The sequence below is a fragment of the Roseicella frigidaeris genome (genome assembly GCF_003258945.1).
GTDB lineage: Bacteria > Pseudomonadota > Alphaproteobacteria > Acetobacterales > Acetobacteraceae > Paracraurococcus > Paracraurococcus frigidaeris.
The window spans coordinates 186,830-199,234 of sequence record NZ_QLIX01000001.1 but is presented as its reverse complement, the minus strand read 5'-3'; the positions used below and the strand labels follow the sequence as shown (position 1 = coordinate 199,234).

The following is a 12,405-nucleotide window of genomic DNA, read 5'->3' as shown; positions in this document are numbered from 1 at the left end:
TGGCAAACGCCATCGCAACGGCGCCTGGCCGGGTGCCGGCGGGTGCGACGGGTCTCATGGCGCGGCACTCCGGGCCGCCGCGAAATCCGGCAGCAGCGCGCCATCGACCAGCCGCCGGAAGGGCAGCCCGTAGACCCGCCGCAGCAGCCCCGGGTCCAGCACCTCGGAGGGCGGGCCGAGCCCGACGCAGCCGCCGGCCTGCAGGACGGCGACGCGGTCGGCGACGAAGCCCGCCTCGTTCAGGTCGTGCAGCACGACCAGCACCGCGGTCCCGGCCGCGGCGAGGTCGCGCAGCAGGCCGAGCAGCGCGGCGCGATGGCCGGCATCGAGGCTCGCCGTCGGCTCGTCGAGCAGCAGCGCCGCCGGCGGCGGGGCGCCGTCGAGTTGGGCCAGGGCGCGGGCGAGCTGCACCCGCTGCTGCTCGCCGCCCGAGAGCGTCGCATAGCTGCGCCCGGCCAGCGCCGCGACGCCGGCCCGGCGCAGCGCGGCGCCGATCGCCGCCTCGTCGCGCGCCGCCTCGGGCGTGCCGAGCCAGGGCAGGCGGCCGATCGCCACCACCTCGACAACGGTCAGCGGGAAGGCCAGCGCCACCCGCTGGCTGACCACGGCGCGGCGCTGCGCCAGCGCCCGGGGCGGCCAGTCGCGCAGCGCCCGGCCGGCGAAGGCGGCGCGGCCGGCGGCGGGGCGCAGCTCGCCCGTCAGCGCCCGCAGCAGGGTGGACTTGCCGGCGCCGTTCGGCCCGACCACCGCCATCACCTCGCCCGGCGCGACGCCGAGCGAGACCTCCCGCAGCAGGGCCCGGCCGCCGGGGGCGCGCACCGTCAGCGCCTCGGCCTCGATCATGCGTCCTCCCCCATCGCCGCCCGGCGGCGCAGCAGCCACAGGAAGAAGGGGGCGCCGAGCAGCGCGGTGACCACGCCGACCGGCAGTTCGGCCGGGGCGGCGAGGCTGCGCGCCGCGAGGTCGGCCAGCACCAGCACCGCGGCGCCCAGCAGGGTGCTGCCAGGCAGCACCACCCGGTGCCCCGCGCCGAGGCCGAGCCGCACCAGATGCGGCACCACGAGGCCGATGAAGCCGATCAGCCCGGAGAAGGCGACGCCGCCCGAGGCGGCGACGGCCGCCAGCACGATCGCGAGCCGCTTCACCCGCTCGACCGGCACGCCGAGATGGAAGGCCTCCCGCTCGCCGAGCGCCAGCGCGTCGAGCGGCCGCGCCAGGCCGAGCAGCCCGAGCGCCGGCAGCAGGACCAGCAGGGCGACGATCGGGAGCTGCGGCCAGCGCGCCCCGGCCAGGCTGCCGAGCAGCCAGAAATTCACGTCCCGCACCTGCCGGTCCTCGGCGCCGAAGATCAGCATGCCGAGCAGCGCGTTGCAGAGCGCCGCGACGGCGACGCCGGCGAGCAGCAGCGTGGCGACCCCGATCACCCCCTGCCGCGTGCCGAGCCGGGCGACGACCGCGACCGCGACCAGCCCGCCGCCGAAGGCCGCGACCGGCTGCAGCCAGAGGCCGAGCCGCCCCGCCGCGCTGCCGAAGACCGCCGGGCCGAGCACGATGGCCGCGACCACCGCCAGCGCGGCGCCGGAGGAGACGCCGATCAGACCCGGATCGGCCAGCGGGTTGCGGAACAGCCCCTGCATCACCGCCCCGGCGCTGGCCAGGCCGCCGCCGATCAGCGCCGCGAGCAGCACGCGCGGCGCCCGCACCACCATCAGCACCGCCGCCTCGCGGGCGTATTCGGCGGGCAGCGGCGCCAGGCCGAGCCGGTCCAGCACGGTCGCCAGCAGCCCGGCGGGGGAAACGACAGCCGGGCCGAGCAGCAGGCCGGCGAGCAGCGCCGCGAGCAGCAGCGCCCCGCCGCCGAGCAGGACCCGGGGCAGCAGATCGGCCGGCCGCGGCGCCGGCAGGTCGCAGGCGCCCGCGCTCATGCCAGCGGCCGTTGCCGGTGACCCATCATCGGCCCCCAGTGGCGGTCCCCTCGGCGCCGGGCGCAGATCGCCGGCGCGCCCGGCGTCGCGGCGTCGTCCCGCCGGCAGGCGCGACCCGCGGCGCCCCTCCGGGCGCTCGGCGTGAACGACGCATGCATGCCGCCGGCATCACCCCCCGATCCAGGGCCGCGCCGGCAGCGGCGGCAGGGCCAGGCCCGGATGCAGCCGCAGCGCCAGGTCGCGCCGGCTATGCGCCGCGCGGGGACCGAAATTCATCAGGTAGGGACCGTCCATGCCGATGATCCGGCCGGCCTGCCCGGCCGGCGTCACCGCGATCGCCGGCGCGGCGGCGACCTCGGCGACGCCGCCCGCCTCGGCCAGGGATTGCTGCATCATCAGCACCACATCCGGCGCCAGGCCCGCCGCGCTCTCGGCCGCGAGCGGGCGGTAGCCGGACCAGATCTCATGCGCGCAATTCACCCCGCCGGCGGCGGCGATGGCGGCATCGGCATGGGTGTCCCTGCCGCCGACCAACGGCGCGCCGCGCGACAGGGAGAGCACGAACAGCACCCGCGGCCGCGGCAGCGCGGCGATCGGCGCGTCCAGCGCCGCCCAGTCGGCGGCGATGGCGTCGGCGAGCCGCTCCCCATCGACGCCGATCGCCGCCGCCACCGCCCGGGCCTTGGCCTCCGCCGCGCCCGGCCCCACCCCATCCTCGATCACCCGGATCGGCAGCCCCGCCTCGCGCAGCACCGCGATCACCCCGGGCGGGCCGGCATCGCTCGAGAGCAGCACCAGGTCGGGCGCGAGCGAGACCAGCCCCTCGGTCGGCAGGGCGCGGTAATAGCCGATGCGCGGCAGCCGCGCCGTCTCCGCCGCCGGGAAGCCGGAGGAGCTGTCCACCGCGACCAGCCGGCCGCCCTGGCCGAGGGCGCAGACCGTCTCGGTGAGCGCGCTGCCGGCGCAGGCGATGCGGCCATAGCCTCCGGCCTGCACCGCCCTGGCCCGGCCGGGCCCCGCCACCGCCGCGGCGAGCGGCAGCAGCGCGCGGCGGCGGATCACGCCGCCGTCTCCCGCGCCGCGCCGTCGGCCAGCTCCGCGGCGAGCTCGCGCCAGGCGGCCTGCTCGGGCAGGCCGGGCTTGCGGGCGCCGAAGAGCTGCAGGATCAGCCCACCCTCCTTGTCGAACAGCTCGATGCTGGTCACCGCGCCATCCTCCGTCGGCTTCACCACGCGCCAGGCCGCGGCGATCGCGCTCTCGCGCAGGTGCAGGTTGAAGGCCGGGTCCAGCACGTTGAACCACCCGCCCGGCGAGGGCAGCAGCCGCCGGACCAGGCCGGTATGGATCTGGATGGCCGAGCGGTTGCTGACGAAGACCATGATCGGCACCGCGCGCTCGGCGGCACGCTGCAAGGCCGCGACCGCCGCGCCCGGCTCGAGGCGCAGCGCCAGGTCCTCGCCGGCGAGCGCCAGCGCCTGCCGCCGCGTCGCCCGGTGGGCGCGCAGCAGCCGGACGAAATCATGCGTGTCGCGCAGCGCCAGCCAGTCGGCGCGCAGCGCCACGGCATCGACCAGCGTCTCGGTGGCCGGCGGCGGCGCCGGCGGGGCCTGCAGCAGCGGCGGGGCGAGGCCGCTGGCGGTGAAGGCGGCGACCAGCCGTCCCCAGGCCGCCATGTCGGTCTCGCCGGGGACGGCGAAGACCTTGTGCGCCGCCTCGCCGTCTCGGTCGAAGATCTGGATCGAGGGCCGCTCGCCGGCCAGGGCGAAGCCATGCGCCCAACGGCCGGGGAACAGCCGCAGGTCGATCTCCGGGCCGAGCACCAGGATGTGCCCGGGGCCGGACGAGACCTCGCGGTAGGTGCCGTGCCGCTCATGCACCGCATGCTCGTTGCGGGTCAGCGCCATCACCCGGCCGAGCCGCGGCAGGGCGCCGATCAGCGCCGGCCAGTCCGGCCGCAGCGACACCACCGGCCCGGTGGCGCCGCAGGCGACCAGGGCCGCCTCCGTGGTGCCGAGGCGGCGCGCGGCGTCGCGGGCCCGGGGCGGCCGGCCCTCCGCGGCCAGGGCGGCATAGCGTTCAGCCAGGGCGGTCATGCACGCCTCCCATCGGACGGGGGTCACCAGCGCAGGATCATGTTCACCGCGGCATAGCGGCCCGGCTGGGCGTAGAGGTCGCGGCTGGGGTTGTTGGCGGCCAGGCCGATCACGTCCTGGGTGTTGAAGTATTTCTGGTCGAAGACGTTGAACAGCCCGGCATTGATGGTGAGGTGCGGCCGGAGGTCGTAATGCGCCGCGAGGTCGAGCACGGCATAGCCCGGCGCCTTGTAGTAGCTGCCGCCGCTCACCCGGCTGTGGCGCAGCGCGTAGGTGGCGATGGCCTCGGCGCCGAGCCCGTTCGGATGCTGCCAGGCGAGGCCGCTGACGAAGCGCGCCGGATCCACGCTGTCGATCGGCCGGTTCGTGTCGTTGTTCTCGCCATGCGCGAAGGCGGCGCTGCCGCGCAACGCCCAGCGCGGGGCGAACTGCCAGAGCCCGCTGGCCTCGAAGCCCCAGATCGTCACCGAGGAGAGGTTGCGGTACTGGTACTGGATCAGCCCGCCGGTGCGCCCGACGACGGCGGTGTCGATGAAGTCGCTGTACTGGTTCCAGAAGCCGGAGACCTGGAAGAAGCTGCCATCCGCCCAGCGGCCGCGCAGCCCCGCCTCGACGCCGTCGCTGGTCTCCGGCTTGAGGTTGACCGCCGGCAGGATCTGGTAGCCGAAGACGCGGTTGGTGAAGCCGAAATTGGCGTTGTCGTAGGGCGGCGCCCGGAAGCCATGCGCATACTGGCCGAAGACGGAGAGCACCTGGTCGAGCCGCCAGACGGCGCCGAGCTTGGGCGAGAGGGCGAGGCGGTCGAGGTTGCGCACCTGCTCCGCCGCGGCGGAGGCGGCGGAATTGGCGAAGGCCTGGTCCGGATTCGGCCGGAGCTGGTAGTAGTCGAGCCGCAGCGCCGGGGTCACGGCGACGCGGCCGATCGCCACCTCGTCCTGCAGGTAGACGCCGCCCTGCAGGATGTCGGTGTCGGGGAAATTCTTGTTGGGGAAGGTCTCGCCCGCGACGGTGGTGCTGATCGCGCCGGTCGTCAGGTTGGTCTCGGTGCGGTCGCGCGGCCGGCTGACCGCGATATGCTCCAGCGTCGCGCCATAGGTCAGCCGGTGCTCGAGGCCGAGCAGGGCGAGGCGCGAGCTGGCCTGCACCTCGCCGCCGAAGATCTCCTCCTCGAAGCGGAAATCCGACCAGCGCAGGCGGTTCGGCAGGGCCGGCGGGACGAGGCCGACGAAGCTGCTGCGGTACTGCGTCGTCTCCTCGGTCCGCTCCAGCCGCGTCCACCAGGCGCGCGTCTCCAGCCGGTCGACGAAGCCGAGCGGCAGCTCGCGCACGTAGTCGAGGCTGAGGCGGCCGCGGAAGGAGCGGTCGTCACCGCGGCTGTCGAGCACCGCGGTCGAGGGGCCGCCGCCGGCGCCTGGCGTCACGCTGCGGTCGGTGAGGACGTTGGTGTCGGTGATGCGCTCGAAGAACTCGCCGGTCAGGCGCAGCGCGTCGTCGTTCTGGCCGCGCCAGATCAGCCGGCCGAGGATGTTGTTGACGTAGTAGTCCTGCGGGTTGGGCTTCAGCGAGCCGTTCGGCCTCAACTCGTGCCCGTCGCGCCGGGTGTAGAGCAGCAGCGCCTCGACATTGCCGGCGCGGGCGGCGCCGGTCAGCGTCTCGGTGAAGCTGCGGTCGGCGCCGTTGTAGCCGAAGCGGCCGCTGAGGAAGGTGTTGGCATTGGTCTCGGCGAGGTAGTCGCGCGGGTCCTTCAGCGTGTAGGCGACGACGCCGCCGATCGCGTCCGAGCCGTAGAGCGCCGAGGCCGGGCCGCGCAGGATCTCGACGCGCTTGACGCTCTCGAGATCGACGAAGTCGCGGGTGAAGGTGCCGGCGCCGGCATTGCTGCCGGGGAAGTCGGGCACCCGGATGCCGTCCACCTGCACGCGGACGCGGTTCTCGCCGATGCCGCGGATGACGAAATTGGTGCCGCCGGTGCGGCCCGGCTGGTTGCCGAAGGAGATCCCCGGCTCGTAGCGGATGATGTCCTGCGGCCGGTTGGCGTTCTGCCGCTCGAGCTGCTCGGACTCGATGATGGTGACGGTGGCCGGCACCTCGTCCACCGGACGCGGCCCGCGCGTGGCGGTGACCGAGATCGGCGGCAGGGCGATGGCCTCCCCCGGCGCCTCCGCCACGGACTCGGGCACGGCCTGCGTCACGGTCCCGGGCGCGGTCTGCACCACGGTCCCGGGCGCGGTTTGCGCCACGGCCGGGCCGAGGGCGAGCGCCAGGGCGCCGCCGAGCAGCGTGGCAGGGGGAAGCGGGAAGCGGGGCGGTCGCGGCATGCCAGGCACATCCGATGGGGTCGCTGGGCCTGGCTGGCGTCGCCGCGCCGCATCCGGGGAGGCGGCGGGCGGGCGGGCCTGGCGGGCAGATTGGGTGGGGCGCGCCGTTCGGGCACGCCGCCGCTGCTGGTCCGGGGGCGAACGGGGTTCCGCGCCCGGGCCGGCCTGCCCGGGCGCGCCCCGCCCTACTTGGTCAGGAGCAGCTTGTTGTTGGCGGTGAGCCGCAACAGATAGGCCTCGCTGCCGTGCCAGATGACGAGCTCGCGGCCGCCGCCGAGCAGGTCGGCGCTCCTGACGGCGGGCGCCTGCGCCACGGCGGGGCCGCTGGCCGCCCAACGCGGCGGGCGCGCGACAGCCTGCTCGGCCCCCGGCACGGGGGCACGACGGGGCGCGAATTCCGGGATCCTGCCAGACATCCTTCGTCTCCAGCTTGGTCGGGCGTGCCACGACGCCCTCTATCAGAACGCTTTCAACCCGATTTTGCAAGTGACTCGCATTCGCATCATATAGGCCCTGGGCCGTTCAACCAGGGCGCATTGCGGGCCTCCATCGGCTCCGGCAGGCAAGCCGGGCCACCCGGCAGCACGATATCGGCCGCCAGGAGCTGCTCGGCGAAGCTCTGGCCGCCGCGCAGCGCGAGGGAGAGCGTCGTCTCCGGCAGCCAGGTGCAGAGCGCCCCGACCGAGCCGAAGACATCGCCGCATTGCAGGGTGCCGACCAGCGCCAGCAGCGTCTCCTCATCGGCGCTCACCTGCTGGCAGCGGCATGCCTTGATCTCCGGCGGCTGCGGGCTGCGGCGCATCAGCACGCAGAGGAGCTGGTCGAAGCCATAGGCGCCGACCGGGGCGATGCCGGCCTTGCCGAAGAGCGACCGCCAATCGGGCGTGGCCATGTCGGACGCCCCGGCATCGGCGACCGGCAGGTCGGCGGGATGCCGGCCGGCCGACCAGGCGCGCAGGGCGGCGACGACGAAGCGCTCCTCCTGGCCGAGGTCACCCAGGGCGCGCTCCTGGTGGAAGCCGAGATGCTGGGGCTGGGGCATGGGGCTCTTTCGGTTCTGGGAAGGGCGGAGCCTGGCGGGCTCGCCATGGTCGGGCCGTCCGCGGTGGCGGCGCGGCGGGGCGCCGCCCGGCGGTCAGCCGCCCGAGCCGCAGCCGCGGCGCGGCCCGGCCATCGCGGCCTCCCGCGCCGGTGCGGCGCGGCGCTGGGCGGCCGCCTGGCGGCGCGCCGCGCCATCCGAGCGCAGGGCCTGCCAGCTCCAGGCCTCGCATTCGTCGAGGGACTCGAAGCCGGCGGGCGCGGCGGCGACCGGGCTCTCCGGCCGGTCCGCCGCCATGAGCGTGACCAGGGTGGCGGTGCCAAGGGAGCGGTGACACAGCATTCTCAGGGCCTTCTCAGTGGATTGTGGCGGTGCTCGGCGGCATCCAGGGGCTGGCGCCGGCATGGATCGCCTCGGCGAGGCCGGTCAGGGAGCGCGGGCGAAGCCGCAGCCCGGCGCGGCCCAGGACCCGGCCGAGCCCGACGAGCGGCCCCTGCGCGAAGGACGCGCCCTCCGGGGTGAGCAGGTCGTCGCGCAGCACCTCCTCGGCGAGGCGCGCCTCCCAGCCCTGCGCCAGCCGCGCCGCGTGCAGCAGCCGCTGCTCGTCGGGCGCGAGGTCCGGGCAGCAGGGGCAGCCGATGCCGACGGGGCGAAGGGCGGTGCGGGCGACCACATGCATCAGCATGTCGATGGAGGCGGCCGCATCCGGGGCGCCCACGGCGCTCAGCATCCGGTGCAGCCGGGGCAGCGGCTCGGCGGCGCGCCGCAGCTCCACCACCCAGCAGCGCAGGCTGCGCAGCACCAGGGCCTCCGGCTCCTCGAGCGCGGCGACGACCGTCGGGTAGCCGCGAAGGACCCTAGGCGCGAAGGAAGTGACATGGCCCATGCTCGGTCTCCGGTGAGGGGACGACCCAGTGCTAAGCCAATTGAGAATGCGTCGCAACTGCATTCTATGCGCGTTGCAACGCGGCACCGGCCGCCGCACCCCCTGGGCGCGGCCGCGCAGGGGCCGCCGGCGATGTCACCTTGTCCGGAGCACGGATGCCGCAACCCGCCGCGGCCGGCCTGCTGGCCCCGCCCATGCCGGCGGGCGGGGGTGGCGCGGCCGGGGGAGGACCGATGTTCAGGGCCGGAGACAGCCCGTGCAGGCCCTTCGCCGCGGGCAGATTCGCGCGCCCGGGCGTTCGCGCCCCGCCGCGATCCGGCCTGGGGAGGATGTGTTCAGGGCCGGATGCCAGCCCGCGCAGGCGCCTGCCCGCGGGGCAGGCCTATGGGTTGTCCAGGCGCCCGCGCCGCCCCGACCACCAGGCGGCGGGCAGCGGCAGCAGCAGGCCGAGGCTCGCCACCGCATCCCAGACGCCATCGCCGAGCAGGCCCGCGACCAGCGCGGCGCCCGAGACCAGGGCGAGGATCGCCGGCGCCCGCCAGACCCGCCGCCTCACGCCCGCCCCTCCCGCCGGCGCCGCAGCCAGAGCCAGAGCCCGCTGCCGAGCACGACGATCGTCACGAGATCGAGCACCCCCCAGGCGAGCTTCAGCGGCATCCCGCCGTAATCCCCGAAATGCAGCGGCTGCGACAGCAGCAGCGCCTGCACGTACCAGGGCGGCGCGCGCAGGGCGGCGAGGCGGCCGGTCTCGGCATCGACCAGGGCCGGGGTGAGCAGGCGGTGCGTCACCGGCCGGTCGCCGCGCAGGAAGACGCCGTAGTGATGCGGGCTGGTGAACATGGTCTGCGGCCAGGCGACGAAGAAGGGCTCCTGCCCGGGCGCCGCCGCCATCGCCGCGGTGACCGCCGCCTGCACGGAGCCCGGCGCCGCCACCGGCGGCTGCCCCTTCCAGGGCGCGATCATCTCGGCGAGCTGGTCGATCCGCCAGAGCGCGATCACCTGCTCGGCGAGGGTGTTCACCACGCCGGTCGCCCCCACCACCAGCGCCCAGCTCAGCGTCACCACGCCGAGGATGTTGTGCAGGTCGAGCCAGCGGAGCCGCGCGCTGCGGCCGCGGCGCACCGTGCCGAAGCGGCCATGCCGGGCGAAGGGCCCGTAGAGCACGGCGCCCGAGACGATGGCGAGCACGAAGAGCAGCCCCATGACGCCAAGGAAGAGCTTGCCGGGGATGCCGAGGAAGAGATCGGCGTGCAGCCGCAGCATCCAGTAGAGGAAGCCCTCGCGGTCGCGCGGCTCGGCCAGCACCCGGGCGGTGCGGGCATCCACCAGCACGGTGGTCAGGGCGGTGGGCGGCGCGGTCGGGCTCGGCGCCATGCTGAGGCGGAGGATGTCCGGGTCCTCCTCCCAGATGAGGTACTGCACCACCTCCCCCGGCCGCTGCGCCATCGCCGCCGCGACCACGGCATCGAGATCGGCGCGCGGCGTGCCGGACGGCATCGCCGGGGCCTCCACCTCACTGCCGGTCCAGTGGCCGATCTCCTCGTGGAAGATCAGGGGCAGGCCGGTCAGGCAGAGCAGCAGCAGGAAGAGGGTGCAGACCAGGCTCGACCAGGTGTGGAGCCGCGACCAGGTGCGGAGGCCGGAGCGGGCCGCCCCGGCGCGCCGAAGCTGCCCCGGGGCGATGGCGCCCACCGGCGCGGCGGCCCTGCGCGCGGCCGGATGGGCCTCGCTGCGGATCGGGTCTGGCAAGGCTCGGCACTCTCCACGACGGACAGGCCATGGCTATTGCGAGCGATTCGCAGTTTCAAGCCATGATGGCCGGCCGGGGCGGCGGCGGCCCCGCCGGGCGCCTTCACGATCCCGGCAGGGCGGCCCGGGGGCTCAGCCGAGGCCGAGCAGCCGGGCCCCCTGATAGGTGACGAAGGCGGCGAGATAGGCGAGCGCGATCATGTAGCCGAAGCTCACCCACATCCAGGCGCGGCTGTTGGTCTCCCGCCGGATGACGCCGAGCGTCGCCACGCATTGCGGGGCGAAGACGTACCAGGCGAGGAAGGCGAGCGCCGTGGCGAGGCTCCAGCGCGAGGACAGCGCCTCGCCGAGCTGCGTCGGCTCCTCCTCGGAATCGGCCACCGCATAGACGGTGCCGAGCGAGGCGACCGCCACCTCGCGCGCCGCCATGCCGGGGATCAGCGCCATGCTGATCTGCCAGTTGAAGCCGATCGGGGCGAAGACCGGCTCGACCGTCCGGCCGATCATGGCGGCGAGGCTGTAGTCGATCGCCGGCTCGGTCGCATCCTCCGGCGCCGGCGGCACCGAGGCGAGGAACCAGACCACGATCATCATCGCCAGGATGATGGTGCCGGCGCGGCGGAGGAAGGCGACGGCCCGCTGCCAGAGGCCGAGGGCGATGTTGCGCGGGCGCGGCAGCTTGTAGTCCGGCAGCTCGAGCATGAAGGGCTCGGTCGGGGTGCGCCGCCAGAACAGCCGGCGGAACACGAAGGACATGCCGAGCGCGCTGACGATGCCGAGGGCGTAGAGGCCGAACATCACCAGCCCCTGCAGCCCGACCCAGCCGAGGAGCCCCTCCCCGACCGGCCGGTTCGGGATGAAGGCGCCGATGATCAGCGTGTAGACCGGGATGCGCGCCGAGCAGGTCATCAGCGGCGCGACCAGGATGGTCGCCAGCCGGTCGCGCCGGCTGTCGATGACGCGCGTCGCCATGATGCCGGGGATGGCGCAGGCGAAGGAGGAGAGCAGCGGGATGAAGGCGCGGCCATGCAGCCCGGCGCCGCCCATGATGCGGTCCATCAGGAAGGCGGCCCGCGCCATGTAGCCGAAATCCTCCAGCAGGAGGATGAAGAGGAACAGGATCAGGATCTGCGGCAGGAAGACCAGCACGCTGCCGACGCCCGAGATCAGCCCGTCATGCAGGAAGCTGCGCAGCAGGCCGAGGGCGCCCGTGTCCGGCAGCAGGGCATCGGTCGCGCCGCCGAGCGCCTCGAACCCCGCCTCGATCAGATCCATCGCCGGCTCGGCCCAGCTGAACACCGCCTGGAACATCAGGAACAGGACGGCCAGCAGGATCAGCAGCCCGGCCACCGGGTGCAGCAGCACCGCATCCAGCCGGTTGGTCAGCGTGTCCGGCCGGCGCGGCAGCCGCACGGTCGCGGCGAGGATGCGGTCCGCCTCGCGTTGCAGGGCGCGCAGCTCGGCCGCATCCGGCGGGGTCCAGGCATGGCTCGCCTGGTCGGCGGCCGGCGAGGCCGGCGGGGCGAGCGCGTCGAGCTTCGCCAGCAGCGCCTCGGTGCCGGTCCGCCGCACCGCGACCGAGGTGACGACCGGCAGGCCGAGCGCCGCCGAGAGCCCCTCGATATCGATCTCGATGCCGCGGTGGCGGGCGATGTCGAACATGTTGAGCGCGAGCAGCATCGGCCGCCCGGTCCGCTTCAGCTCCAGCACCAGCCGCAGCGAGAGGCGCGGGTTGGTCGCATCCAGCACGCAGACCAGCAGGTCGGGCATCCTCTCGCCGGCCTGGGCGCCGAGGATGGTGTCGCGCGTCACCGCCTCGTCCGGGCTGCGGGCGCGCAGCGAATAGGTGCCGGGCAGGTCGAGCATGCTGATCCGCCGGCCGCCGGGCGTGGTGAAGCCGCCCTCCTTCCGCTCGACCGTGACGCCGGCATAATTCGCCACGCGCTGCCGGCTGCCGGTGAGGGCGTTGAACAGCGCCGTCTTGCCGGAGTTGGGGTTCCCGACCAGCGCAACCCGGAGCGGTTGCTGGATCTGGGTGACCTGGTTCATGCGGAATCCGTCACAAGCTGGCGTCGACCAGGATGGCCGAGGCCTCGCGCCGGCGCAGGGCGACCGTCATGCCGTTCACGCGCACCGCGATCGGGTCGCGGCCGAACAACCCCTGGTGCAGGATCTCGACCCGCGCCCCCTCGATGAAGCCAAGTTCCAGCAGGCGTCGCTCGAGCTCGGCCCGCGGCAGATGGGCATCGTCGGGCACGCGGATGCCGCGGATGGTCCCGCGGAAGCCAACGGCCGCCGCGCCGAGGCAGGCGGTTCCTGCCTCGTGGTCGGATACGGCGGCAGGCGCGGCAATCTCGGTCATCCGGTCCCTCGGGGCGGCGGCCATCTAGATGCG

The 12,405-nt window shown here is 74.7% G+C and carries 13 protein-coding genes; all 13 read right to left on the bottom strand.

Annotation, left to right across the window (positions count from 1 at the left end):
• Positions 1-54 precede the first annotated feature (54 nt).
• The 13 genes from DOO78_RS00935 to DOO78_RS00880 all read right to left on the bottom strand — a co-directional run bounded on the left by DOO78_RS00935 (position 55) and on the right by DOO78_RS00880 (position 12,372).
• Positions 55-843 carry a heme ABC transporter ATP-binding protein gene (locus DOO78_RS00935; protein WP_111467842.1) on the bottom strand — a complete coding sequence of 263 codons (789 nt, stop codon included), beginning with the start codon at positions 841-843 and terminating at the stop codon, positions 55-57.
• A complete protein-coding gene (locus DOO78_RS00930) occupies positions 840-1,925 on the bottom strand; it encodes a FecCD family ABC transporter permease (RefSeq protein ID WP_111467841.1) in 1,086 nt (361 codons plus the stop codon). Before DOO78_RS00930 ends, DOO78_RS00935 begins: the two co-directional genes overlap by 4 nt.
• Before the next feature lie 168 nt (positions 1,926-2,093).
• Positions 2,094-2,987, bottom strand: coding sequence for a heme/hemin ABC transporter substrate-binding protein (locus DOO78_RS00925; protein ID WP_165838656.1), 894 nt, complete (start codon positions 2,985-2,987; stop codon positions 2,094-2,096).
• Positions 2,984-4,018: a hemin-degrading factor gene (locus DOO78_RS00920; RefSeq protein WP_111467840.1), complete on the bottom strand. Its 1,035-nt coding sequence runs from the start codon at positions 4,016-4,018 to the stop codon at positions 2,984-2,986. Before DOO78_RS00920 ends, DOO78_RS00925 begins: the two co-directional genes overlap by 4 nt.
• A 23-nt stretch (positions 4,019-4,041) precedes the next feature.
• Complete coding sequence (locus tag DOO78_RS00915) at positions 4,042-6,336, bottom strand: TonB-dependent hemoglobin/transferrin/lactoferrin family receptor (protein ID WP_111467839.1); 2,295 nt, start codon at positions 6,334-6,336, stop codon at positions 4,042-4,044.
• 185 nt (positions 6,337-6,521) lie between these two features.
• Positions 6,522-6,752: a hemin uptake protein HemP gene (locus DOO78_RS00910; protein WP_111467838.1), complete on the bottom strand. Its 231-nt coding sequence runs from the start codon at positions 6,750-6,752 to the stop codon at positions 6,522-6,524.
• Between the two features lie 86 nt (positions 6,753-6,838).
• Positions 6,839-7,378, bottom strand: coding sequence for a hypothetical protein (locus DOO78_RS00905; RefSeq protein WP_111467837.1), 540 nt, complete (start codon positions 7,376-7,378; stop codon positions 6,839-6,841).
• Between the two features lie 93 nt (positions 7,379-7,471).
• Positions 7,472-7,717 carry a hypothetical protein gene (locus DOO78_RS00900; protein ID WP_111467836.1) on the bottom strand — a complete coding sequence of 82 codons (246 nt, stop codon included), beginning with the start codon at positions 7,715-7,717 and terminating at the stop codon, positions 7,472-7,474.
• A gap of 13 nt (positions 7,718-7,730) precedes the next feature.
• Entirely contained in the window at positions 7,731-8,261 is a 531-nt protein-coding gene (locus tag DOO78_RS00895) for a hypothetical protein (protein ID WP_111467835.1), read from the bottom strand.
• Between the two features lie 382 nt (positions 8,262-8,643).
• Positions 8,644-8,817, bottom strand: a complete 174-nt coding sequence (locus tag DOO78_RS27285; RefSeq protein ID WP_165838655.1) for a hypothetical protein — start codon at positions 8,815-8,817, stop codon at positions 8,644-8,646.
• Positions 8,814-10,010 (bottom strand): PepSY-associated TM helix domain-containing protein, encoded by a 1,197-nt coding sequence (locus tag DOO78_RS00890; RefSeq protein WP_207802745.1) that lies wholly within the window; start codon positions 10,008-10,010, stop codon positions 8,814-8,816. Before DOO78_RS00890 ends, DOO78_RS27285 begins: the two co-directional genes overlap by 4 nt.
• Before the next feature lie 132 nt (positions 10,011-10,142).
• Complete coding sequence (gene feoB / locus DOO78_RS00885; RefSeq protein WP_111467834.1) at positions 10,143-12,059, bottom strand: ferrous iron transport protein B; 1,917 nt, start codon at positions 12,057-12,059, stop codon at positions 10,143-10,145.
• Positions 12,060-12,069: 10 nt separating this feature from the next.
• Positions 12,070-12,372 carry a FeoA family protein gene (locus DOO78_RS00880; RefSeq protein ID WP_111467833.1) on the bottom strand — a complete coding sequence of 101 codons (303 nt, stop codon included), beginning with the start codon at positions 12,370-12,372 and terminating at the stop codon, positions 12,070-12,072.
• Positions 12,373-12,405: the final 33 nt, after the last annotated feature.